This is a genomic window from Micromonospora sp. CCTCC AA 2012012 (assembly GCF_040499845.1).
In the GTDB taxonomy this organism is placed as follows: domain Bacteria; phylum Actinomycetota; class Actinomycetes; order Mycobacteriales; family Micromonosporaceae; genus Micromonospora; species Micromonospora mangrovi.
Window position 1 is genome coordinate 4951624 of record NZ_CP159342.1, and the last position, 22533, is coordinate 4974156.

At 70.9% G+C, this 22533-nt stretch carries 22 protein-coding genes; all 22 read right to left on the reverse strand.

Translation table 11 applies throughout. The annotated features are described in order from the left end of the window. Positions 1–60: 60 nt before the first annotated feature. The gene (gene nuoL / locus ABUL08_RS22025) at positions 61–1986 is read right to left on the reverse strand and encodes an NADH-quinone oxidoreductase subunit L (protein ID WP_350931861.1); all 1926 of its coding nucleotides are present in this window, start codon (positions 1984–1986) and stop codon (positions 61–63) included. Between the two features lie 11 nt (positions 1987–1997). After that, positions 1998–2297, reverse strand: coding sequence for an NADH-quinone oxidoreductase subunit NuoK (nuoK, locus tag ABUL08_RS22030; protein WP_073834091.1), 300 nt, complete (start codon positions 2295–2297; stop codon positions 1998–2000). Beyond that, complete coding sequence (locus ABUL08_RS22035) at positions 2294–3067, reverse strand: NADH-quinone oxidoreductase subunit J (RefSeq protein ID WP_350931862.1); 774 nt, start codon at positions 3065–3067, stop codon at positions 2294–2296. Before ABUL08_RS22035 ends, nuoK begins: the two co-directional genes overlap by 4 nt. Continuing rightward, the gene (nuoI, locus tag ABUL08_RS22040) at positions 3064–3705 is read right to left on the reverse strand and encodes an NADH-quinone oxidoreductase subunit NuoI (RefSeq protein WP_350931863.1); all 642 of its coding nucleotides are present in this window, start codon (positions 3703–3705) and stop codon (positions 3064–3066) included. Before nuoI ends, ABUL08_RS22035 begins: the two co-directional genes overlap by 4 nt. Position 3706: 1 nt before the next feature. After that, on the reverse strand, positions 3707–5062 hold the full coding sequence (nuoH, locus tag ABUL08_RS22045; RefSeq protein ID WP_377522444.1) for an NADH-quinone oxidoreductase subunit NuoH: 1356 nt from the start codon (positions 5060–5062) through the stop codon (positions 3707–3709). A 61-nt stretch (positions 5063–5123) separates the two neighbouring features. After that, positions 5124–7637, reverse strand: coding sequence for an NADH-quinone oxidoreductase subunit G (locus tag ABUL08_RS22050; protein WP_350931864.1), 2514 nt, complete (start codon positions 7635–7637; stop codon positions 5124–5126). Beyond that, the gene (gene nuoF, locus ABUL08_RS22055; RefSeq protein ID WP_350931865.1) at positions 7637–8953 is read right to left on the reverse strand and encodes an NADH-quinone oxidoreductase subunit NuoF; all 1317 of its coding nucleotides are present in this window, start codon (positions 8951–8953) and stop codon (positions 7637–7639) included. The genes ABUL08_RS22050 and nuoF overlap by 1 nt, the downstream gene beginning before the upstream one ends. After that, on the reverse strand, positions 8950–10041 hold the full coding sequence (gene nuoE, locus ABUL08_RS22060) for an NADH-quinone oxidoreductase subunit NuoE (RefSeq protein WP_350931866.1): 1092 nt from the start codon (positions 10039–10041) through the stop codon (positions 8950–8952). The genes nuoF and nuoE overlap by 4 nt, the downstream gene beginning before the upstream one ends. Then, positions 10038–11363 carry an NADH-quinone oxidoreductase subunit D gene (locus ABUL08_RS22065; RefSeq protein ID WP_350931867.1) on the reverse strand — a complete coding sequence of 442 codons (1326 nt, stop codon included), beginning with the start codon at positions 11361–11363 and terminating at the stop codon, positions 10038–10040. The genes nuoE and ABUL08_RS22065 overlap by 4 nt, the downstream gene beginning before the upstream one ends. After that, a complete protein-coding gene (locus tag ABUL08_RS22070; RefSeq protein WP_350931868.1) occupies positions 11360–12097 on the reverse strand; it encodes an NADH-quinone oxidoreductase subunit C in 738 nt (245 codons plus the stop codon). The genes ABUL08_RS22065 and ABUL08_RS22070 overlap by 4 nt, the downstream gene beginning before the upstream one ends. Further along, entirely contained in the window at positions 12094–12771 is a 678-nt protein-coding gene (locus ABUL08_RS22075) for a NuoB/complex I 20 kDa subunit family protein (RefSeq protein WP_350931869.1), read from the reverse strand. The genes ABUL08_RS22070 and ABUL08_RS22075 overlap by 4 nt, the downstream gene beginning before the upstream one ends. A gap of 14 nt (positions 12772–12785) precedes the next feature. After that, positions 12786–13151 carry an NADH-quinone oxidoreductase subunit A gene (locus ABUL08_RS22080; protein WP_130330841.1) on the reverse strand — a complete coding sequence of 122 codons (366 nt, stop codon included), beginning with the start codon at positions 13149–13151 and terminating at the stop codon, positions 12786–12788. Positions 13152–13288: 137 nt separating this feature from the next. Further along, on the reverse strand, positions 13289–14563 hold the full coding sequence (locus ABUL08_RS22085) for a geranylgeranyl reductase family protein (RefSeq protein WP_350931870.1): 1275 nt from the start codon (positions 14561–14563) through the stop codon (positions 13289–13291). A 134-nt stretch (positions 14564–14697) separates the two neighbouring features. Next, entirely contained in the window at positions 14698–14928 is a 231-nt protein-coding gene (locus tag ABUL08_RS22090) for a hypothetical protein (protein ID WP_350931871.1), read from the reverse strand. 87 nt (positions 14929–15015) lie between these two features. Next, on the reverse strand, positions 15016–15726 hold the full coding sequence (locus ABUL08_RS22095; RefSeq protein ID WP_350931872.1) for a demethylmenaquinone methyltransferase: 711 nt from the start codon (positions 15724–15726) through the stop codon (positions 15016–15018). A 113-nt stretch (positions 15727–15839) separates the two neighbouring features. Next, complete coding sequence (locus tag ABUL08_RS22100; protein WP_350931873.1) at positions 15840–17060, reverse strand: hypothetical protein; 1221 nt, start codon at positions 17058–17060, stop codon at positions 15840–15842. A 268-nt stretch (positions 17061–17328) separates the two neighbouring features. After that, positions 17329–18519, reverse strand: a complete 1191-nt coding sequence (mqnC, locus tag ABUL08_RS22105; RefSeq protein WP_350931875.1) for a cyclic dehypoxanthinyl futalosine synthase — start codon at positions 18517–18519, stop codon at positions 17329–17331. A 327-nt stretch (positions 18520–18846) separates the two neighbouring features. Then, the gene (paaE, locus tag ABUL08_RS22110) at positions 18847–19956 is read right to left on the reverse strand and encodes a 1,2-phenylacetyl-CoA epoxidase subunit PaaE (protein WP_350931876.1); all 1110 of its coding nucleotides are present in this window, start codon (positions 19954–19956) and stop codon (positions 18847–18849) included. Next, positions 19953–20426 (reverse strand): 1,2-phenylacetyl-CoA epoxidase subunit PaaD, encoded by a 474-nt coding sequence (paaD, locus tag ABUL08_RS22115; RefSeq protein ID WP_350931877.1) that lies wholly within the window; start codon positions 20424–20426, stop codon positions 19953–19955. Before paaD ends, paaE begins: the two co-directional genes overlap by 4 nt. Next, positions 20426–21151: a 1,2-phenylacetyl-CoA epoxidase subunit PaaC gene (gene paaC, locus ABUL08_RS22120; protein ID WP_350931878.1), complete on the reverse strand. Its 726-nt coding sequence runs from the start codon at positions 21149–21151 to the stop codon at positions 20426–20428. The genes paaD and paaC overlap by 1 nt, the downstream gene beginning before the upstream one ends. Beyond that, positions 21148–21468 carry a 1,2-phenylacetyl-CoA epoxidase subunit PaaB gene (paaB, locus tag ABUL08_RS22125; RefSeq protein WP_242796024.1) on the reverse strand — a complete coding sequence of 107 codons (321 nt, stop codon included), beginning with the start codon at positions 21466–21468 and terminating at the stop codon, positions 21148–21150. The genes paaC and paaB overlap by 4 nt, the downstream gene beginning before the upstream one ends. Beyond that, positions 21465–22532 (reverse strand): 1,2-phenylacetyl-CoA epoxidase subunit PaaA, encoded by a 1068-nt coding sequence (paaA, locus tag ABUL08_RS22130; RefSeq protein ID WP_350931879.1) that lies wholly within the window; start codon positions 22530–22532, stop codon positions 21465–21467. The genes paaB and paaA overlap by 4 nt, the downstream gene beginning before the upstream one ends. Position 22533 lies beyond the last annotated feature (1 nt).

Consider the following 22533-nt stretch of genomic DNA (forward strand, 5'->3'; position numbering starts at 1 on the left):
CGGCCTTACCTCCGTCGTGACTGCGTGGTCCGCCGGCGGGGGCGGCCGGGAAGAGGTCGATCACGCCAGCCACCCCGCCTGCACCGCCAGGAACGCCGCCACCACGAGCAGCGCGCCGGTCAGGATCGAGGTCGCGTACGACCGCACGAAACCGGTCTGCAGCCGCCGGAGCCGGCCCGAGCCACCGCCCACCGCGGCGGCGAGGCCGTTGACCAGCCCGTCGACGCCCCGGTTGTCGAGGAAGACCAGCGCCCGGGTGAGGAAGACGCCCGGCTTCTCGAAGACCGCCTCGTTGACGGCGTCGGTGTAGAGGTTGCGGCGGGCGGCGGTGACCAGTACGCCCGCCGGCTGCGGCTCGGTGGCCGTGCCGTTGCGGAACAGGAACCAGGCCAGCCCGGCGCCGAGCACGGTGACCAGCAGCGAGAGCGTGGTGATCAGCCAGTGCGCGAGGACCGCCTCGTGCCCCTCCTCCTGGCCGCCCAGCCCGGCGGTGGCCTGGAGCCAGTCCGGGACCGAGGTGGCGAGCAGGAAACCGGCGCCGACGGAGCCGATCGCCAGCAGGATCAGCGGGATGGTCATCAGCTTCGGCGACTCGTGCGGGTGCTCGATGTCCTCGGTCCACCGCTTCGGCCCGTGGAAGGTGAGCACGAAGAGCCGGGTCATGTAGAACGCGGTCAGCCCGGCGCCGACCAACGCCGCACCGCCGAAGAGCCAGGCGGTCCAGCCCTCCCGCTCGAACGCGGCCACGATGATCGGCTCCTTGGAGAAGAAGCCGGAGAACGGGAACATGCCGATGATGGCGAGCCAGCCCATCATGAAGGTCAGCCAGGTGACCTTCATGTACTTCGAGAGGTTGCCGAAGCGGCGGATGTCCACCTGGTCGTTCATGCCGTGCATGACCGAGCCGGCGCCGAGGAACATGTTGGCCTTGAAGAAGCCGTGCGCCAGCAGGTGCACGATGGCCAGCGCGTACGCCGCGCCGCCGAGGCCGACGCCGAGGAACATGTAGCCGATCTGGCTGACCGTCGACCAGGCCAGCACCCGCTTGATGTCATCCTTGGCGGCGCCGATGAGGCAGCCCATCAGCAGGGTGATCGCGCCGACGCTGACCACCACGAGCTGGAGCGTCGCGTTGGCCGTGAAGATCGGGTTGGAGCGGGCGATCAGGTAGACGCCCGCGGTGACCATGGTGGCCGCGTGGATGAGCGCCGACACCGGGGTCGGGCCCTCCATCGCGTCCGGCAGCCACGCCTGGAGCGGGAACTGGCCGGACTTGCCGGTCGCGCCGAGCAGCAGCAGCAGGCCGAGCACCAGCACCGTGGTCGCGCCGACCGAGCCGATCCCGTTGAACACCTCGTCGTACTGGGTGGTGCCGAGGGTGGCGAACATGACGAAGATGCCGATGGCCAGGCCGGCGTCGCCGACCCGGTTCATCAGGAACGCCTTCTTGCCGGCGGTGGCCGCGCTGGGCCGCCCGTACCAGAAGGAGATCAGCAGGTACGACGCCAGACCGACGCCCTCCCAGCCGAAGTAGAGCATCACGTAGTTGTTGCCGAGCACCAGCAGCAGCATCGCGGCGACGAAGAGGTTGAAGTACGCGAAGAACCGCCGCCGGCCCTCGTCGTGCGCCATGTACTCCACCGCGTAGAGGTGGATCAGGAAGCCCACCCCGGTGATCAGCAGGACGAAGACCGCGGCCAGCGGGTCGAAGAGCAGGCCGAAGTCCACCTTGAAGTCACCGACCGAGATGAACTGCCAGAGGCTCTGCTCGACCGACTTGTTCTCCAGGCCACGCAGCTGGAAGAAGTAGGTCAGGCCGAGCACGAAGGCGGCGCCGATGGCGGCCACCCCCAACCAGTGCCCCCAGCGGTCGGCCCGCCGGCCGAGCAGCAGCAGGATCGCCGCGCTGACCAGCGGGATCGCCACCAGCAGCCAGACGCTGCCCAGCAGGCCGCTGGCCTGGGCGAATTCCACAGACTCTTCCACCGGTGGACCCCTCAGTACTTCAGCAGGTTGGCGTCGTCGACGCTCGCGGAGCGCCGAGTCCGGAAGATCGACATGATGATCGCGAGCCCGACCACGACCTCGGCCGCGGCCACCACCATCACGAAGAACGCCATGATCTGGCCGTTGAGGTCACCGTTGATCCGGCTGAAGGTGACCAGCGTCAGGTTGGCCGCGTTGAGCATCAGCTCGACGCACATGAAGAGCACGATCGCGTTCCGCCGGATCAGCACGCCGACGGCGCCGATGGTGAACAGCACCGCGGCGAGGATCAGGTAGTAGTCGGGGGTCACTTGTTCTCGGTCCCCTTCAACGAGGTCTCCTCGGCGGTCAGCTCACGGACCGGCAGGATGTCCGGCGTGCTGCGGTCGGTCAGCCGGCCGTCGGGCAGGCGGGCCGGGGTGGCCACGGAGGAGGAGGTGGCGAAGACGCCCGGGCCGGGCTTCGGACCGGGGTAGTTGCCGGGGCGGAACCGGGCCTTCATGGTGGCGACCTGGTCCATCTTGTCCTCCTTGCGCCGCTCCACGTGCGCCAGCACCATCGCGCCCACGGCCGCCGTGATCAGCAGCGCGGAGGTCAGCTCGAAGGCGAAGACGTACTTGGTGAAGAGCAGCCGGGCGATGCCCTGGACGTTCCCCTCGGCGTTGGCCTGCTCCAGCCCCACGGCCCGGACGCCGTGCAGCGCCCGGTAGAGGCCGCTGCCGACCAGGCCGGCGAAGCCGAGCCCGAGCACCACCGCCGCGATCCGCTGGCCGCGCAGCGTCTCGATCAGCGAGTCCGAGGCGTCCCGACCGACCAGCATCAGCACGAAGAGGAAGAGCATCATGATCGCGCCGGTGTAGACGATGATCTGCACCATGCCGATGAACGGGCCCGCCTGGAGGACGTAGAAGACGCCCAGGCAGAGCATGGTCAGCACCAGCCAGAGCGCCGAGTGCACCGCGTTGCGGGCCCAGACCATGCCGATCGCGCCGATCAGCGCGAGCGGGGCCAGGATCCAGAAGGTCACCGCCTCGCCGCCGGAGACCTGGGCCGCCTCGGCGAGCACCGTGGACGTGGTCATGCGCCTTCTCCCTTGCCCGCCGCCGCCCGCTGGGCCTGCTGCTCGGCGCCCGGGAAGGTCACCCCGGGGTGCTCCTCGACCTGGTAACGGCCGGGGTTGTTGGCCGAGTGCTCGGCGCCGGCCGAGGTGCCCGGGTTGGTCAGCGAGCCGATGTAGTAGTCCTTCTCGCTGTCGCCCAGACGCATCGGGTGCGGCGGCTGCTCCATGCCTTCGAGCAGCGGCGCGAGCAGCTGCTCCTTGGTGAAGATCAGGTCCTGCCGGTTGTCCCGGGCCAGCTCGTACTCGTTGCTCATGGTGAGCGAACGGGTCGGGCAGGCCTCGATGCAGAGCCCGCAGAAGATGCAGCGGGCGTAGTTGATCTGGTAGACGCTGGCGTACCGCTCACCCGGGGAGAAGCGCTGCTCCTCGGTGTTGTCGCCACCCTCGACATAGATCGCGTCCGCCGGGCAGGCCCAGGCGCACAGCTCGCAGCCGATGCACTTCTCCAGCCCGTCCGGGTGCCGGTTCAGGATGTGCCGCCCGTGGTAGCGCGGCGCCGAGACCGGCGGCTTGAACGGGTAGTCGGTGGTGACGACCTTCCTGAACATGTGCGAGAAGGTGACCCCGAAGCCCTTGAACGTTCCGGTGATCGCGCCCACGTCACACCTCCCTGGAGTCCGAGCCGGCGGCGATGTTGGCCGGCTCCCGCTCGGCGACCACGCGCTTGGTGCGCGGGCTCGGTGGTACCTGAAGATCCATCGGGGGCAGCGGGAAGCTGCCGTGCGGCCGGCTGTTGGCCTGCTCCTGCGGCGTCGGCTTCGGCTCCTTCTTGCGGCTCGGCCAGAAGAGCGTGGCCAGCAGCAGCACGCCCGCGCCGACCGCGGTGGCGAGCAGCCGGTCCCGGGCCTGCCAGTCCTCGATCGAGCGCAGACCCGACAGGACGAGGATCCAGACCAGGTTGATCGGCAGCAGGACCTTCCAGCCGAAGCGCATGAACTGGTCGTAGCGGAGCCGGGGCAGGGTGCCCCGCAGCCAGACGAAGACGAAGACCAGGATCAGCACCTTGCCGAAGAACCACAGCATCGGCCACCAACCCGAGTTGGCGCCCGACCAGAGGGTGATCGGCCAGGGTGCCCGCCAGCCACCGAGGAAGAGCGTCGTGGTGACCGCGGACATGGTCACCATCGAGACGTACTCGGAGAGCATGAAGAGCGCGAACTTGAGCGAGCTGTATTCCGTCATGAAGCCCGCGACCAGCTCCGACTCCGCCTCCGGCAGGTCGAACGGTGCCCGGTTGGTCTCACCGACGGTGGCGATGAAGAAGATGATGAAGCTGGGCAGCAGCAGGATCGCGTACCAGCCCGGGGCGGGGATCTGGGTGCCGAAGAGGGTGATCCGGGTGGCGTCCCCCTGGGCGGCGACGATCCCGCTGGTGGACATCGTGCCGGCGGTCATGAAGACCGCCACGATGCTCAGCCCCATCGCGACCTCGTACGAGATCATCTGGGCGCTGGAGCGCAGCCCGCCGAGCAGCGGGTAGGTCGAGCCGGAGGCCCAGCCGCCGAGCACGATGCCGTAGATGCCCATCGAGGAGCAGGCCAGCAGCACCAGCACCGCCACCGGCACGTCGGTGACCTGGAGCGGCGTCCAGTGGCCGAAGATGCTCACCTTCGGGCCGAACGGCACCACCGAGAGCGCCGTCACCGCGCAGATCACCGAGATGGTCGGCGCGAAGAAGTAGACGACCTTGTCGGCGGCGCGCGGGAGGATGTCCTCCTTGAAGGCCATCTTCAGACCGTCGGCGAGCGTCTGCAGCAGGCCGAACGGGCCGACCTGGTTGGGGCCGGGCCGGACGGCCATGAAGCCGACGACCCGGCGCTCGAACCAGACGCCGAGCAGCGTGGCGAGCAGGCCGAACGCGAAGGCAAAGACGATCTTGCCGAGGACCAGCCACCACGGGTCCTTGCCGAAATCGGCCAGCGTCGGATCCTGCGCGGCGAGGAGCACCGGACTCACTGTGCGCACCTTTCGTTCGCGACTGCGGGGCTCACTCGCTGCGCTCGTTCACTCCTCGCACTCACTGAACACCCCCAGAATTGAGGAGCGGACCCGGGCGGCCGGCCTCGTCCGCCGCGACCCGGCTGGCCGGAACGGCCGAGGCGGGGGCGGGAACGGAGATCCGTACGACCGTGCCGGACGTCGCGCCGAGGCTGCGCCGCACGGTCGAACCGGGAGAGTTGGTCGGCAGCCAGACGACGCCGTCCGGCATCTCGGTGATCGCCGCCGGCAGGGTGACCGCACCGCGGTCGGTGCCCACCGTCACCGGCTCACCGTCGGCCACGCCGAGCGCCTCGGCGGTGCCCTTGCCCAGCCGGACCACCGGCGGACGGGCGGTGCCGGCGAGGTGCTCGTCGCCGTCGGTCAGGCTGCCCAGGTCGATCAACTGGTGCCAGGTGGCCAGCACGGCCTCCCCGGCGCCGGGGTGCGGCACCGCCGCCGGCTCCACCGACGGGGCGGACGGCCGGTCGGCCCGGGTCGGCGGCAGCGCGCCCAGCTCCCGGCGGACGCTCATCACGTCACCGGTGCCGAGTCGCACGTCGAGCTGGGCGGCGAGCGCGTCCAGCACCCGGCCGTCGGTCATCGCGGTCGTCTCCAGCACCGCCTCGAAGGGACGCAACCGCCCCTCCCAGTCCAGGAAGCTGCCGGCCTTCTCGGCGACCGGGGCGACCGGGAGGACCACGTCCGCCCGGCGGGCCACCGCGCTGTTGCGCAGTTCCAGGCTGACCAGGAACGGCACCGCGTCGAGGGCCTCCTCGGCCAGCCGCGGGTCGGCCAGGTCGGCCGGGTCCACCCCGGCCACCACCAGGGCGCCGAGCCGGCCACCGGCGGCGGCGGCGAGGATGCCGTCGGTGTCCCGGCCGGCCTGGCTCGGGATCACCCCGGCGGCGATGTCCCACGCCTCGCCGAGCTCGGCCCGGGCACCCGGCTCGGTGACCAGGCGGCCACCGGGGAGCAGGTTGGGCAGGCAGCCCGCGTCGACCGCACCGCGGTCACCGGCACGCCGCGGCACCCAGGCCAGCTTGGCACCCGTACGCCGGGCGACGTCCGCGGCGGCGGAGAGCCCGCCCGGCACGGCGCCCAGCCGCTCGCCCACGAGCAGGATCGCGCCCGGCTGGCTCAGCGCCTCGGCGACCGTGGCGTGCTCGGCGAGCACGCTGGCCTCCTCGCCCGGCACCACCCGGGCCAGCTTGGCCCCGAGCTTCTCCAGGCCGCGCGTGGCGAACGGCGCGATCGCGTACACCGTGAGCTTCTTCTTCAGGTACGCCTTGCGCAGCCGCAGGAAGAGGATCGGGCACTCCTCCTCCGGCTCCAGGCCGACCAGCACCACCGCGGGCGCGTTCTCCACGTCCGTGTAGGTGACGTCGGTGACCCCGGCGACGCTGCTGGCCAGGAAGTCGGCCTCCTCGCGGGAGACCGGCCGGGCCCGGAAGTCGATGTCGTTGGTGTTCAACGCGACCCGGGCGAACTTCGCGTACGCGTAGGCGTCCTCGACGGTCAGCCGGCCGCCGGTGAGCACCGCCGTGCCCTGCCCGCCGTCGCGGGCCGCGCGCAGCCCCTCGGCGGCGCGGGTCAGCGCCTCGCTCCAGGACGCCTCGCGCAGCTCACCGGTCCGCTCGTCGCGGACCAGCGGGGTGGTGAGCCGGTCGAAGGCGCGGGTGTACTGGAAGCCCCACCGGCCCTTGTCGCAGTTCCACTCCTCGTTGACCTGCGGGTCGTCGCCGGCCAGCCGGCGCAGCACCTTGCCCCGCCGCCAGTCGGTGCGCTGGGCGCAGCCGGCCGAGCAGTGCTCGCAGACGCTCGGGGTGGAGACCAGGTCGAACGGGCGGGCCCGGAACCGGTACTGCGCGCCGGTCAGCGCGCCCACCGGGCAGATCTGCACCGTGTTCCCGGAGAAGTACGAGTTGAACGGCACGTCACCGCTGTCGTCCCCGGACTCCGCGCCGTACGCGTCGTCCCGGTAGATGTTGATCTCCTCGGCGGACGACCGGCCCATCAGGTCGATGAACTTGTCACCGGCGATCTCCTCGGAGAACCGGGTGCAGCGCTGGCAGAGCACGCAGCGCTCGCGGTCGAGCAGCACCTGGGTGCTGATCTCCATCGGCTTCTCGTACTCCCGCTTGTGCTCGTGGAAGCGGGAGTCCGTCCGGCCGGTGGACATGGCCTGGTTCTGCAGCGGGCACTCGCCGCCCTTGTCGCACATCGGGCAGTCGAGGGGGTGGTTCACCAGCAGCAGCTCCATGATCCCCTCCTGCGCCTTCTTGGCGACGCCAGAGGTGAGCTGGGTGCGGACCACCATGCCGTCGGCGACGGTCTGGGTGCAGGAGGCGACCGGCTTGCGCTGGCCCTCCACCTCCACCAGGCACTGCCGGCAGGCGCCGGCCGGGGCCAGCAGCGGGTGGTCGCAGAACCGCGGGATCTCGGTGCCGATCTGCTCGGCGACCCGGATCAGCAGGGCGCCCTTGGGGGCGGTGACCTCGACGCCGTCGATGGTGAGGGTGACGGTCTCGGTCTGCTTGGCGACGTCGGTCATTAGTGGGCTCCCACCAGAGACTTGTCCGACAGCTTCGGCGCGGTACGTCCCTCGATGTAGTCGAGGTAGTCCTGCTTGAAGTACTTCAGCGACGAGGTCACCGAGCTGGTCGCACCGTCACCCAGACCGCAGAACGCGCGGCCGAGGATGTTGTCGCAGGTGTCGAGCAGAGTGTCCAGGTCCTCGTGGGTGCCCTGGCCGGCGAGGATCCGCCGGTAGACCCGGACCATCCAGTAGTTGCCCTCGCGGCACGGGGTGCACTTGCCGCACGACTCGTGGTGATAGAACTCCAGCCACCGGTAGGTCGCGTAGACCGGGCAGTCCTGGTCGGAGAAGATCTGGGTGGCCGTGGTGCCCAGGATCGAGCCGGCCGCCGCCACCCCCTCGAAGTCCAGCGGCACGTCCAGGTGCTCGGCGGTGAGCAGCGGCGTCGACGAGCCGCCCGGCGTCCAGAACCGCAGCTCGTGCCCGGGCTGCATCCCGCCGGCCAGCTCGATCAGCTCGCGCAGGGTGACGCCCATCGAGCACTCGAACTGGCCCGGGTTGGCGATCCGCCCGGAGAGCGAATAGATCATCGGCCCGGAGGACTTCTCGGTGCCCATGGTCTTCCACCAGTCGGCGCCTCCCAGCACGATGTACGGCACGCTGGCGATGGTGCCGACGTTGTTCACCACGGTCGGGCTGGCGTACAGGCCGTGGGTCGCCGGGAACGGCGGGCGGAGCCGGGGCTGACCCCGGAAGCCCTCCAGCGAGTCCAGCAGCGCGGTCTCCTCACCGCAGATGTACGCCCCGGCGCCGGAGTGGACCACCAGCTCCAGGTCGAAGCCGGTGCCCATGATGTTCCGGCCGAGGTAGCCCTTGGCCTGCGCCTCGGCCACCGCGTTGCGCAGCCGCCGCGCGGCGTGCACCGCCTCGCCCCGGATGTAGATGTAGGCGCGGTTGGCCCGGATCGCGTACGACGCGATGATCACGCCCTCGACCAGCGAGTGCGGGTCGTGCGTCATCAGCGGCAGGTCCTTGCAGGTGCCCGGCTCGCCCTCGTCGGCGTTGACCACCAGGTAGTGCGGCTTGCCGTCGCCCTGCGGGATGAAGCCCCACTTCAGGCCGGTCGGGAAGCCCGCGCCACCGCGGCCGCGCAGCCCGGAGTCCTTGATCAGCTGGATCAGGTCGTCCGGGTGGGCCTTGAGCGCCTTGCGCAGGGCGGCGTAGCCGTCCAACCGCTCGTAGGTGCCGATCCGCCAGGCGTCCGGCGACAGCCAGCGCTTGGTCAGCACCGGCGTCAGCTTGGCCAGCGTCTCCGGCCGAGGAGTGGTCACTTCTGGCCCCCCGTTTCGCTCGCGACCGTCGGGCTCGCGCCGTTGGCGCCCGTCGCCGCTTCCTTGAGGTTGCGCTCCTGCGCACCGGCCACGTCACCGGCGGGCTTGCCGTCGCCGGCCGGCGCGTTGGCCGCCGCGCCGGCGGCCTGCGCCTCCTGCGCGTCGCGCGGTGCCGGCGCGGTGGTGTCCGTCGGGACCTTGGTGCCGGGGGCGTCCGGCGCGGCGGTCGCCGCGGTCGGCTGCCGGGTCTCGGCGGTACGCACCTGCGGCGACTTGTCGTCCGGTGCCTTCACGTCCGGCGCGGTGCTGCCGGTCGGCTGCGCCGGCTTCGCCGGTTCGGCGGCCGGTGCGGCCGGCTTGGCGGCTTCCGCCTTCGCCTTCGCCTCGGCGGCGGCCTTGTCCGCCTCCGCCTTGCTCCGGATCGGAGTGTTCGGGTCGAAGCCGGGTACGGAGATGCCGTACTGCTCCGCCAACCGCAGGCCCCGCAGGGTCGGCTCGCCCGGCCCGCCGTCGGCGACCGCGCCCTCGCGCTCGTCGGCGAAGCCGGCGAGCTGCACGGCCATCTCCTTGAGCGTGCAGAGCCGGGCGCCCCGGGTCGGCATCGGCCGGCCACCGGCCCGCAGCTCGTCGACCACGCCGACCGCGGCCTGCGGGTCGACGCCGTCGAAGAAGTCGTAGTTGACGGTCATCACCGGGCCGTAGTCGCACGCCGCCAGGCACTCGGCGTGCTCCAGGGTGATCTTCCCGTCGCCGGTGGTCTCGTCGTGCCCGACGCCGAGGTGCTCGGCGAGGGTGTCGTAGACCTCCTGCCCGCCCAGCACGTTGCACATCGTGTTGGTGCAGACGCTGACCAGGTAGTCGCCGGTCGGCTTGCGCTTGTACATGGTGTAGAAGGTCGCCACCGCGCCGACCTGGGCCTTGTTCAGGCCGAGCACCTCGGCACAGAACTCGACGCCGGCCGGGGAGACGTAGCCCTCCTCGGACTGGACCAGGTGCAGCAGCGGCAGCAGCGCCGAGCGGGACCGGTCCGCCGGGTACCGGGCGACGATCTCCCGCGCCCGCTCCCGAGTCGTGTCACTGAAAGTCATCGGTCACATCCACCCATCACGGGGTCCAGCGAGGCGCCACCGGCGATCACGTCGGCGATCAGGCCGCCCTCGGCCATCGCCGGCAGGGCCTGGAGGTTGACGAAGCTCGGCTCCCGGTAGTGCACCCGGTAGGGGCGGGTGCCACCGTCGGAGACCGCGTGCACGCCCAGCTCGCCGCGGGGCGACTCGACGGCCACGTACACCTGGCCTGGGGGGACCCGGAAGCCCTCGGTGACGAGCTTGAAGTGGTGGATCAGCGACTCCATCGACTGACCCATGATCTTGGCGACGTGCTCCAGCGAGTTGCCCATGCCGTCGACGCCGATGGCGAGCTGCGCCGGCCAGGCGATCTTGCGGTCGGCGACCATCACCGGGCCCGGCTTCAACCGGTCGAGGGCCTGCTCGACCAGCTTCAGCGACTCCCGGATCTCGGCCAGCCGGACCAGGTAACGGCCCCAGACGTCGCCGTCGGTGTGCGTCGGCACGTCGAACTCGTACGTCTCGTAACCGCAGTACGGCATGGTCTTGCGCAGGTCCCAGCCGAGCCCGGCGGAACGCAGCACCGGGCCGGTCACCCCGAGCGAGACGCAGGCGGTCACGTCGAGCACCGCCACGTTCTTGGTCCGCTCGGTCCAGATCGGCTGTCCGGAGAGGAGGTTCTCGTACTCCTTGAGCTTCTTCGGCATCAGCGCCAGGAAGTCGCGGATCTTGCGGATCGCGTCCTCCGGCACGTCCTGCGCCACCCCGCCCGGCCGGACGTACGCGTGGTTCATCCGCAGGCCGGTGATGGTCTCGAAGATGTCGAGGATGTACTCCCGCTCGCGGAAGCCGTACAACATCATGTTGATCGCACCGAGCTCCATGCCGGTGGTGGCCAGCCAGACCAGGTGCGACGAGATCCGGTTCAGCTCCATCATCAGCACCCGGATGGTGGTGGCCCGCTCGGTCACCTCGTCGGTGATGCCGAGCAGCTTCTCCACCGCGAGCGCGTACGCCGTCTCGTTGAACAGCGGGGAGAGGTAGTCCATCCGGGTCACGAAGGTCGAGCCCTGGACCCAGTTGCGGTATTCGAGGTTCTTCTCGATGCCGGTGTGCAGGTAGCCGACGACGGAGCGGGCCTCCCGGACCGTCTCGCCCTCCAGCTCCAGGATCAGCCGGAGCACGCCGTGCGTGGACGGGTGCTGCGGACCCATGTTGACGACGATCCGCTCGTCGTTGATCGGGTCCGTGCCGGAGACGACCTGGTCCCAGTCCCCACCGGTGACGGTGAAGACCTTGCCCTCGGTCGTCTCGCGCTCGGTCGCGTAGTTCGAGGTGGTCACTGGTAAGACCTCCGGCGGTCCGGCGGGGGAATCTCCGCACCCTTGTACTCGACGGGGATGCCGCCGAGCGGGTAGTCCTTGCGCTGCGGGTGCCCCTCCCAGTCGTCCGGCATCAGGATCCGGGTCAGGTTGGGGTGGCCGTCGAAGACGACGCCGAACATGTCGTACGCCTCCCGCTCCTGCCAGTCGGCGGTCGGGTAGACGGCGGTGACGCTCGGCAGGTGCGGGTCCTCGGTGGAGACCGCGGCCTCCAGCCGGACCCGACGCCGGTAGGTCATCGAGGTGAGCTGGTAGACCACGTGCAGCCGGCGGCCGTCCGCGCCCAGGTAGTCCACGCCGGACACCGAGGAGCAGAGCTCGAAGCGGAGCGCCAGGTCGTCCCGCATCACCTGGCAGACCTCGGCGATCCGCTCCGGACGCACGTGCAGGGTCAGCTCGCCCCGGTCGACCACGACCTTCTCGATCGCGTCGCCGAAGGCCGGGTACGCCTCCTCCAGCGCGTCCCGGACCTCGTCGAAGTAGCTCCCGTACGGCCGGGGGGCCTCCTCGATCGGGGTGCGCTGGCGGACCAGGCCGCCGAAGCCGGAGACGTCGCCGCTGCCCTGGTTGCCGAACATGCCCCGGCCAGCCGGGCTGGACGGCGGGTACTCCGCGGGGGCGGCGCTGCTGGCACCGGCCGGGGTCACCGGTACCGGCACCCCGCCGTCGTTCTGCCTGTCGTTGGGCGCGGTCATTTCGGTCCCTGCTGGGTGTGGAGGTGGTTCTGGGCCTTCATCCAGTTCTCGATCCGCAGCTGCTCCTCGCGCCCCTCGCGGACGGCCTTCGTCCACTCGGCACGCCGGGCCTTGTCGTTGCGGTACGACGACGGCATCGAGCCGTAGGGCACGACGGGCACGTCACCGCGCTCCTTGCGGGCCTCCAGCATCTTGCGGCCGTTCGGGCCCAGCGGCTCGTACATGATCTTCTCGCGGAGCTTGAGCACCGCGTCGATGAGCATCTCGGGCCGGGGCGGGCAGCCGGGAAGGTACATGTCCACCGGCACGACGTGGTCGACGCCCTGCACGATGGCGTAGTTGTTGAACATGCCGCCGCTGCTGGCGCAGACCCCCATCGAGATGACCCAGCGGGGCTCGGCCATCTGGTCGTAGATCTGGCGCAGGACCGGGGCCATCTTCTGGCTCACCCGGCCGGCCACGATCATCAGGTCCGCCTGTCGCGGCGAGGCCCGGAACACCTCCATGCCCCAGCGGCCCATGTCGTAGTGCGGACCACCGGCGGCCATCATCTCGATGGCACAGCAGGCCAGGCCGAAGGTGGCGCCCCAGACGGACGACTTCCGCGACCAGTTGACCAGCTTCTCCACGGAGGTGAGCAGGACGCCGGCCGGGAGCTTCTCCTCGATGCCCATCTGACGTACCTCCCTCAGTCCCAGTCCAGGCCGCCGCGCCGCCAGACGTAGGCGTATGCGACGAAGACCGCGACGATGAACATGACCATCTCCACGAAGCCGAAGATCGGCAGGGCGTCGAAGGAGACGGCCCAGGGGTAGAGGAAGATGATCTCGATGTCGAAGACGATGAAGAGCATCGCCGTCAGGTAGAACTTGACCGGGAACCGGCCGCCGCCCACGGGCTGCGGGCTCGGCTCGATGCCGCACTCGTACGCCTCGAGCTTGGCCTTGTTGAAGCGCCGGGGACCGGCGAAGCGGGCGGCGGCCACGGAGAACAGCGAGAACCCCGCGGCGAGGGCGAACAGCCCGATGATCGGTGCGTAAGGCGAGAGCGACATCTTTTCTCCTGCTCGTCCTTCCCCTGCCCGTGCTACTTGGCGAAAATCACACTATTCACGTCCCTCGTGACGTCCGTCAGCGGGGGTCGATCTCTGTCCGCGCCCGGGGCCGTCGCCGACCCCGGGACACGGTTGTCCTAGACGGCCGGCGCCACCTTGGTCATCGCGTTGATGACCCGGTCCATCGCGTCCCCACCACGGGGGTCGGTCAGGTTGGCCAGCAGCTTGAGCACGAAGCGCATCAGCGCCGGGTGCGGCATGCCGTGCTTGGTGGCGATGCGCATGATCTCCGGACGGCCGATCAGCTTCACGAAGACGCCGCCGAGCCGGTAGTAGCCGCCGAAGCGGGCCTTCAGCTCCTGCGGGTACGCCATCAGGGCCCGCTCCCGCTCCGCGCCGGCCGGCCGGGCGAGCGCCTGGACCGCGACCTCCGCGGCCAGCTCGCCGGACTCCATCGCGTACGCGATGCCCTCGCCGTTGAACGGGTTGACCATGCCGCCGGAGTCGCCGACCAGCAGCACCCCGCGGGTGTAGTGCGGGACCCGGTTGAAGCCCATCGGCAGCGCCGCGCCGAGGATCGGCCCCTCGGCGTTGGTCTCGTCGGTCAGCCCCCAGTCCTCGGGGGTGTTGGCCAGCCAGTCGGTGAGCAGCCGCCGGTAGTTGGTCTTGCCGAACGCCGACGACGAGTTGAGGATGCCGAGGCCGGCGTTCACCCGCCCGTCGCCGAGCCCGAAGATCCAGCCGTAGCCCGGCAGCAGCGTGTCGCTGCCCTTGCCGCGCAGCTCCAGCCACGACTCCAGGTAGTTGTCGTCGTGCTTCGCGGGCGAGCGGTAGTAGCGCCGGACGGCCACGCCGATCGGCCGGTCCTCCCGCTTGGCCAGCCCGAGGGAGAGCGGGAACCGACCGGAGACGCCGTCCGCGGCGACCACCAGCGGGGCGTGGAAGGTGGCGGGCTCCTTGTCCGGGCCGACCTCGGCGGTCACGCCGATCACCCGGTCGTCCGCGTCCAGCACCGGGCCGACGACGGTCACGCCGGTGCGCAGCTTCGCCCCGGCGGAGACCGCCCGCTGGGCGAGCAGGTCGTCGAAGTCGAGCCGGGTGCGGACCAGACCGTAGTTGGGGAAGCTCGCCAGGTCGGGCCAGTCGAGTTCGAGGCGTACCCCGCCGCCGATCACCCGCAGCCCCTTGTTGTGCAACCAGCCGGCCTCGGGCGAGGTGTCCACGCCCATCCGGATGAGCTGCCGTACGGCGCGCGGGGTCAACCCGTCGCCGCAGACCTTCTCCCTGGGGAACTCGGTCTTCTCCAGCAACAGCACGCGTACGCCGTGCCGCGCCAGGTGGTACGCGGTCGCCGATCCTCCGGGACCGGCGCCCACGACGATCACGTCGGCGTCGTTCTCCACCGCGGTCATCTGCGCCTCCTCCCGCATGCTCGTGAAATGCTTCACAAGCCGATCGGGTTGGAGTCTATGACCGGCGTTACACCAGTAGGCGGTGAGGGGTACCTAACTTCACGGAAACCTGCCGGTCGAACTGCCCGGACAGCTCAGGGGTGGGCCGGACTGGCCCGGTCGAGCCCCGCGTCGGCCCGGATCGCCTCGGGCAGGTGCTCGCGGAGCGCGCCGCCGGCCACCCGGTCCAGCGCCGCCAGCACCTCGGCCACCACCTGACGGACGTCGGCGGGATCCGCCCCGGCCAGCTCCCTGAGCTGGGCCACGAGTTCGGCGGCGTCGTCGTCGCCGGCCACCCCGCCGGCCGCCTGGTCTGGTGCCGTCATGCGGGCGAGCCTACGGGTCGAAATGGCGTGAAACCGGCAATTCACGAAACCGCGTCGCCGGTCGTCGCGGCTGCCCGACCCGGGTGGTCAGTCCCGGGTCGCCCGGTGCAGCGCCACGACCCCACCGGTGAGGTTGCGCCAGGCCACCCGACCCCAGCCGGCCGCGCCGATCCGCGCGGCGAGCGCCGGCTGGTCCGGCCAGGCCCGGATCGACTCGGCCAGATAGACGTACGCGTCGGGGTTGCTGGAGACCGTGCGGGCCACCGCCGGCAGGGACCGCATCAGGTACGACAGGTAGACCGTGCGGAAGGCCGGGTTCACCGGCGTGCTGAACTCGCAGACCACCAGCCGGCCACCGGGCCGGGTGACCCGGGCCAGTTCACGCAGCGCCGCGTCGGTGTCGTTGACGTTGCGCAGCGCGAAGGAGATGGTCACCGCGTCGAAGCTGGCGTCGGCGAAGGGCAGCCGCAGCGCGTCGCCGGCCAGCAGCGGCACCCGGGGACGGGTCCGCTTGCCGGCGTGCAGCATGCCGAGCGACAGGTCGGCACCCACCGCGTACGCCCCGGAGTGGGCCAGCTCCTCGGTCGACACACCGGTGCCCGCGCCCACGTCCAGCACCCGCTCGCCGGGGCGGAGGCCGAGCGCCGCCCGGGTGGCCCGCCGCCAGGAGCGGTCCTGGCCGAAGGAGAGGACGGTGTTGGTCAGGTCGTAGCGGGCGGCCACGCCGTCGAACATCGCGGCGACCTCGTGCGGGGACTTGTCCAGGCCGGCGCGCTGGCCCTGCGGGGTACGGCTCACCCCTCCACTCTGCCAGCCGCCCCCGGACACAGTCGGGGCGGGATGGTCACCCATCCCGCCCCGGCTGCCGTGCGTTATGTGAACGGCCCTCCTGGGCCGATGGAGGACGACCGTCAGGCGGTCGGCTTCTCGTCGCCCGGGGTCACCAGGACCACCCGGCGACGGCGGGCCACCATGAACATGGCGCCACCCGCGGCGAGCACGGCCACGCCGACGCCACCGAGCAGACCGGCCTTGGCACCGGTCACCGGCAGGCCGCCGTCGTCGTTGCCGCCACCGCCGCCCGCGCCACCCTCGGCCGCGACGACGACAGCGTAACCGTCGGTGTTGTCGCTGGCGTCGAGGTCACCGGCCTGGACCGGGGTCATGTTCTCCGGCAGGTTCTTGATCTCGGTCGACTGCGGGGCGACGCCCTTGGCCGGCAGGATCGGCTCGACCTCGACGGTGCCACCGGAGAGCGCGCCGGCCTTGACGTCCTTGGCCACCGTCAGCAGGTGGTAGAAGCGACCACCGGAGACGATGTTGTCGCCGTCCTTCTCGTCCTGGTCCTGCGGGACGAACGGGGCGTCGGCGTAGGTGCAGACCAGCGAGGTCTTGTCCGCGTTGTACTCGCAGTCGTCCTCGGCCTCGGTGAAGGTCACGCCCTTGGGCAGCTTGACCGAGATCTTCAGACCGGCGGTGGCCTTGTCACCCTGGTTCCACGCGGTGTAGACGAGCTGCGCGGTGTCGCCCGCGTGCAGGTCACCGGCGGCCTGGATCTTGCCGTTCTTGACCGTGACCGCCGTCTTCACGTCGTCGGCGAGGACGACCAGGTCGGCGCCGCTCTCCTTGGTGAACTCCAGGGTGGCGGCCTTGGTGTTGTTGTCCTTGTTGGTGTCGTCCTTGGAGACGATGCTGAAGCTCACCGGGGCGCTGTACGCCTTGTCCAGCGTGCCGGCCAGCTTGAACAGGACGACGGGCAGGTCGATCGTCTCACCGGCGCCCGGCAGGCCGTCCTTCGTGGCGTAGCAGGTCCACGCGACCGGCTTCGCCTCGGTGCCCTCCAGCTCGCAGCCGTCCGTGACGGCCGGGTACGCGACCACCTTGGAGAAGTCCACCTTGGAGACGTCCGCGCGGACGGCCAGCTCGGACGGGGTGTTCTCGCCCTTGTTGGTCACCTTCGCGAAGGCGAGCTTGCCCTGGGCGCCGTCGGCGACCCGGGTGCCCACCACGTCGAGCGAGAGGTCCGTCTCGGTGCCGGCGGCCTGGGCCGGCGTGCCGAGCGCGGTGAACGCACCGGAGGCGAGCAGCGCGGCAGCGCCGAGCCGCACCAGCGGCCGGTTACGGAAGATCATGGAAGAAGTCCCCCCGTGGGGTGAAGGAAACGTACGAGCGGGCACGTTAGCGGCCGACGATCACCCTCGCCACCCCCGCGCCGATCCTTCACCACCTGCGCGGCTAAGCGTCACTTAAGGAATGCCCGAATTGATGGTTCTTGTTGCGCGCGAGCCGTGACGCGGCTCGGCCGAACGGGCAGCCGAAAGCGGCCGTTCGGTGGATCGTCCCGGTCAGCGGGACGGTCACCGACCGTGCAGAAGGGTGTCGCAGGCCGTGCCGAGCAGGTCAGTTGACCTCGACGAGGGGCAGCGACTTCCCGGCCCCGCCGCCCGGCAGGGCGATCGAGGAGAAGTGCGAGACCACCCGGTCGTCGCTCGGGTCGTCAGCCGGCGTCCAGTGCACGGCGAGCCGGTTGTAGAGGGTGTCGCGCTGCGCCGGGATCCGGTCGGCGGTGCGGATCATCTCGATCAGCTCGTGCAGGTTGGACCGGTGCCGGGCGCCTGCGGAGGAGATGACGTTCTCCTCCAGCATGATCGAGCCGAGGTCGTCCACGCCCATGTGCAGCGCGACCTGGCCGACGTCCTTGCCGGTGGTGAGCCAGGACGCCTGCAGGTGCGGCACCGTCTCGAAGAAGAGCCGGGCGACCGCCACCAGCCGCAGGTATTCCAGGGTGGTGGCCTGGGTGCGGCCCTTGAGGTGGTTGTTCTCCGGCTGGTAGGTCCACGGGATGAAGGCCCGGAAACCACCGGTGCGATCCTGCACGTCGCGGATCATCCGCAGGTGCTCGATCCGCTCGGCGTTGGTCTCGCCGGTGCCCATCATCATCGTGGCCGTCGACTCCAGGCCCTGCCGGTGGGCCAGCTCCATCACCTCGAGCCAGCGCGCGCCCGACTCCTTCAGGGGCGCGATCGCCTTGCGCGGCCGGTCGGGCAGCATCTCCGCGCCGGCGCCGGCGATCGAATCCAGCCCGGCCACCTTGATCCGGGCGATCGCCTCGTCCAGGCTGACGCCCGAGACCTTGGCCATGTGCAGGATCTCGCTCGGCCCGATGGAGTGGATGGCCAGCTGCGGGTACGCCTTCTTGACCGAGGAGAAGAGCTCCTCGTAGTACTCCACGCCGTAGTCGGGGTGGTGGCCGCCCTGGAGCATGACCTGGGTGGCGCCCAGCTCGACCGCCTCGCCGCAGCGCCGCAGGATCTCCTCGGTCGGGTGGGTCCACCCTTCCTTGTGCTTGGGCGCGCGATAGAAGGCGCAGAACTTGCACGCCGTCACGCAGACGTTCGTGTAGTTGATGTTGCGGTCGATCAGGTACGTGACGATGTTGTCCGGGTAGCGGCGTCGACGTACCGCGTCCGCCGCCTCGCCCAGCGCGTGGAAGGGCGCCTCGGTGTAGAGCAGCAGGGCCTCCTCGGGCGTGATCCGCCCGCCGTCCGCGCCACGCTGCAGGATGTCGTCGATCTCCCGGCTCACCGTCACGCCTCCGAGCCTACGTCGCCCGTCGGGACCGGGCGAAGAGCGGCCACCCGATGTGACGTCTCTGGCGCGACGGCGGCCGTGCTGGGCACCGTCCGTCACGATGGTGGTCGCACGGATAGTGCGGCCTTCCACCTTTGCTCTGCTGCCTCCGGCGCAACAGTCACCCACCGTGGCGGGGAGCCTAGGAGAGATCCGGCGACCCGCCGGAAGAATGACTGGTCAGAACCGGTGTTGCCTCCGTTGCAGCAGAGCAAAGGCGGCGATGCGGCTGGCCGAGCGACGCGAGGCAGTCACCCAGCGCAGAACCTGGACCTCCGCACCCCCGCGTCACGCGTCGTAGTCGACGACGACCTTGTCGGTGGTCGGGCTGGACTGGCAGGTCAGGACGTAACCCGCCGCCACCTCGTCCGGCTCCAGGGCGTAGTTGCGGGCCATCGTCACCGCACCGTCCACCACCTTGGCCCGGCAGGTGGAGCACACCCCGCCCTTGCAGGCGTACGGCAGCTCGGCACGGACCTTCAGCGCCGCGTCCAGCACCCGCTCGTCCCGGTCCATGGTGAAGGTCGACGAGCGGCCCTCCAGCACGATCGTCACCTCGGCACCGGCCCCCGGCTCGTCGCCGGGACGGCGGACCGGCTCCGGCGGCGCGTCGACGTGGAACAGCTCGGTGCGCACCGCCGACTCCGGCAGGCCGCGCGCGGCCAGCACCGCCTTGGCGTCCAGCACCATCCCGTACGGGCCGCAGAGGAACCACTCCTCGATGGCGTCGCCGGGGACGACGGTGTCCAGCAGCCGGGTCAGCCGCTCGGCGTCGATCCGCCCGGACAGCAGCGCCGACTCGCCCTGCTCCCGGGAGAGCACGTGCACCAGGTGCAGCCGGGTCGGGTAGCGGTCCTTCAGGTCCGCCAGCTCCTCGGCGAACATCACCGTGTTCGCGGTGCGGTTGCCGTACACCAGGGTGAAGGTGCTGGCCGGCTCGACGGCCAGCGCGGTCGCGACCAGCGCGAGCACCGGGGTGATGCCGGAACCGGCGACCACCGCGCCGTAGTGGCGGACCCGGTCCGGCGCGAACGCCGTGGTGAAGTGCCCCAGCGGCGGCAGCACCTCGACGGTGTCGCCGCGGCGCAGCGCGCCGCAGGCGAACGCGGAGAAGGCGCCGCCGGGGACCTCCCGCACCCCGATCCGCAGCCGGCCGTGCCGGGCCAGCTCCTCGGGCGTCGAGCAGATCGAGTACGACCGCCGCACGTCCTCGCCGCCGTCGCCGGCCCGTCTCACGGTCAGGTGCTGGCCCGCGGAGAACGCGAAGGTCTCCCGCAGCTCCGCCGGCACGGCGAAGGTGACCGCCACGGAATCGTCGGTGAGCCGGTCGACGACGGCGACGGGCAGCGGGTGGAAGACCGGCCGGCGACGGACCGGTCGGGTGATGGTGACAGTCACAGCGCCTTCAGGTGGTCGAAGGGTTCGGCGCAGGAACGGCAGCGCCAGAGGGCCTTGCACGCGGTGGAGCCGAAGCGGCTGACCTGCTCGGTCTCCACGGAGCCGCAGCGGGGACAGCGGACGGCGAGGGTGAGCGGCACGACGGTGCCCGTCCGGACCGGGTGCGGCGGGGCGATGCCGGCCGCGGCGAGCTTGGCCCGCCCCTGGTCGGAGATCCAGTCGGTGCTCCAGGCCGGGCTGTGCACCGTCCGGACCTCGGCGTCCGGATGCCCGGCGGCGGCCAGGGCCCGGCGGATGTCCGACCGGATCACGTCCATCGCCGGGCAGCCGGTGTAGGTGGGGGTGATGGTGACGACGACCCGACCGGTGGCCGGATCCTCCTCGACCGCCCGCAGGATGCCCAGCTCGTCGATGGTGATCACCCGGATCTCCGGATCCACCACCGACGCCGCGGCTTCCCTCGGAGTCATCACCACCTGGCCCCGGGGTGGGCGCGGTGCAGCACCTGCATCTCGGCCAGCAGATAGGACAGGTGCTCGCTGTGCACGCCGTCCCGCCCGCCGCCGGGCATCCAGCCGTCCGCCGGGCGGGTCAGGGTGGCCTCGTCCAGCACGGCGGAGACGACGGCGTCGAAGTCGGCCCGCAGGGTGGCCGGGTCGACCGGCGCCGCCGGGTCCGCCGTGAAGAGCTCATGGGTGTACGGCCACACCTCGTCGACGGCGGCCTGCATGCGCCGGTGCGACTCCTCGGTGCCGTCGCCGAGCCGCTTCACCCAGAGCGAGGCGTGGTCCAGGTGGTACGCCGACTCCTTGCGCGCCTTCGCCCCGATCGCGGCCAGCCGCTCGTCGGCGCAGCCGGCCAGCGCGGTGTAGAGCGGCAGCTGCCAGGCCGACAGGAAGAGCAGCTTCGCCATGGTCACCGCGTAGTCGCCGTTGGGCAGCTCGACCAGGAGGCAGTTGCGGAACTCCCGGTCGTCGCGCAGGTAGGCCAGCGCGTCCTCGTCCCGGCCGGCACCCTCCAGCTCCCCCGCGTACGTCAGCAGGAGGCGGGCCGCGCCGAGCTGGTCGAGGGCGATGTTGGCCAGCGCGATGTCCTCCTCCATCTCCGGCGCCCGGGTGGTCCACTCGGCGAGCCGCTGCGCCGCGATCAGCGCGTCGTCGCCGAGGGAGAGGACGAAATCGAACAGCTCGCTCACAGGTGGGCCACCCCGTCCGGCACCTCGTAGAAGGTGGGGTGGCGGTAGACCTTGTCGGCGGCCGGGTCGAAGAAGGCGTCCTTCTCGTCCGGGCTGGACGCGGTGATCGCGCCCGCCGGCACCACCCAGATGGAGACGCCCTCCTGGCGGCGGGTGTAGAGGTCGCGGGCGTTGCGCAGGGCCAGCTCCGCGTCGGGGGCGTGCAGGCTGCCGACGTGGGTGTGCGACAGTCCGCGCCGCGCCCGCACGAAGACCTCCCAGAGCGGCGAAGGATTCCCCGCGCCGAGCTGACCGGGTCGCTCACTACGCTCGCTCACGCGGCCACCTTCTCCTTCTGTTCCGACCGCTTGGCGGCGTACGCCGCGGCGGCCTCGCGTACCCAGGCGCCCTCGGCGTGGGCGGCCCGGCGGTGTTCCATCCGCTGCCGGTTGCACGGGCCGTTGCCCTTGATCACCTGCATCAGCTCGTCGTAGTCGGGCTGGGTGTAGTCGTACGCCTGCCGCTCGTCGTTCCAGCGCAGGTCGGGGTCGGGGAGGGTGAGGCCGAGGATCTCGGCCTGCTGGACGCACATGTCCACGAAGCGCTGGCGCAGCTCGTCGTTGGAGAACCGCTTGATCTTCCAGGCCATCGACTGGGCGGAGTGCGTCGAGTCGCCGTCCGGCGGGCCGAACATCGCCAGCGACGGGTACCACCAGCGGTCGACGGCGTCCTGCGCCATCGCCTTCTGCCCGGGGGTGCCGTGCGCCAGGGTGTGCAGGATCTCGTAGCCCTGGCGCTGGTGGAACGACTCCTCCTTGCAGACCCGGATCATCGCGCGGGCGTACGGGCCGTAGGAGCAGCGGCAGAGCGGGACCTGGTTGACGATCGCCGCGCCGTCCACCAGCCAGCCGATGGCACCCACGTCGGCCCAGGTCAGCGTCGGGTAGTTGAAGATCGAGCTGTACTTCTGCCGGCCGCCCAGGAGCAGCTCGACCAGCTCGTCCCGGCTGATGCCGAGGGTCTCCGCGGCGGCGTAGAGATAGAGACCGTGGCCGGCCTCGTCCTGCACCTTGGCCAGCAGGATCGCCTTGCGCTTGAGCGAGGGGGCCCGGCTGATCCAGTTCCCCTCGGGCTGCATGCCGATGATCTCGGAGTGCGCGTGCTGGGCGATCTGCCGGATCAGCGTCTTCCGGTACGCCTCGGGCATCCAGTCGCGCGGTTCGATCTTCTGGTCGGCGTCGATGACGTCGGCGAAGTACGCCGCGAGGTCCTCGTCCGGAGCGGGTCCACCGCGGCGGGCCCGGGCGGCGGCCTCGCGCAGTGCCGCCTCCGCCGCCTCGACCTCGCCGAGCAGGCCACCGCCGGGCGCGTCGTCGGGCGCGGAGAAGTCGTTGCCATACATG

What these genes read in the sequence shown, in the direction of transcription:
- ABUL08_RS22035 (WP_350931862.1), bottom strand. Translation starts at nt 3,067, where the DNA reads ATGACCACGTCCACGGTGCTCGCCGAGGCGGCCCAGGTCTCCGGCGGC.
- ABUL08_RS22050 (WP_350931864.1), bottom strand. Translation starts at nt 7,637, where the DNA reads ATGACCGACGTCGCCAAGCAGACCGAGACCGTCACCCTCACCATCGAC.
- nuoE (WP_350931866.1), bottom strand. Translation starts at nt 10,041, where the DNA reads ATGACTTTCAGTGACACGACTCGGGAGCGGGCGCGGGAGATCGTCGCC.
- ABUL08_RS22070 (WP_350931868.1), bottom strand. Translation starts at nt 12,097, where the DNA reads ATGACCGCGCCCAACGACAGGCAGAACGACGGCGGGGTGCCGGTACCG.
- ABUL08_RS22075 (WP_350931869.1), bottom strand. Translation starts at nt 12,771, where the DNA reads ATGGGCATCGAGGAGAAGCTCCCGGCCGGCGTCCTGCTCACCTCCGTG.
- ABUL08_RS22080 (WP_130330841.1), bottom strand. Translation starts at nt 13,151, where the DNA reads ATGTCGCTCTCGCCTTACGCACCGATCATCGGGCTGTTCGCCCTCGCC.
- ABUL08_RS22085 (WP_350931870.1), bottom strand. Translation starts at nt 14,563, where the DNA reads ATGACCGCGGTGGAGAACGACGCCGACGTGATCGTCGTGGGCGCCGGT.
- ABUL08_RS22090 (WP_350931871.1), bottom strand. Translation starts at nt 14,928, where the DNA reads ATGACGGCACCAGACCAGGCGGCCGGCGGGGTGGCCGGCGACGACGAC.
- ABUL08_RS22100 (WP_350931873.1), bottom strand. Translation starts at nt 17,060, where the DNA reads ATGATCTTCCGTAACCGGCCGCTGGTGCGGCTCGGCGCTGCCGCGCTG.
- paaD (WP_350931877.1), bottom strand. Translation starts at nt 20,426, where the DNA reads ATGACTCCGAGGGAAGCCGCGGCGTCGGTGGTGGATCCGGAGATCCGG.
- paaA (WP_350931879.1), bottom strand. Translation starts at nt 22,532, where the DNA reads ATGTATGGCAACGACTTCTCCGCGCCCGACGACGCGCCCGGCGGTGGC.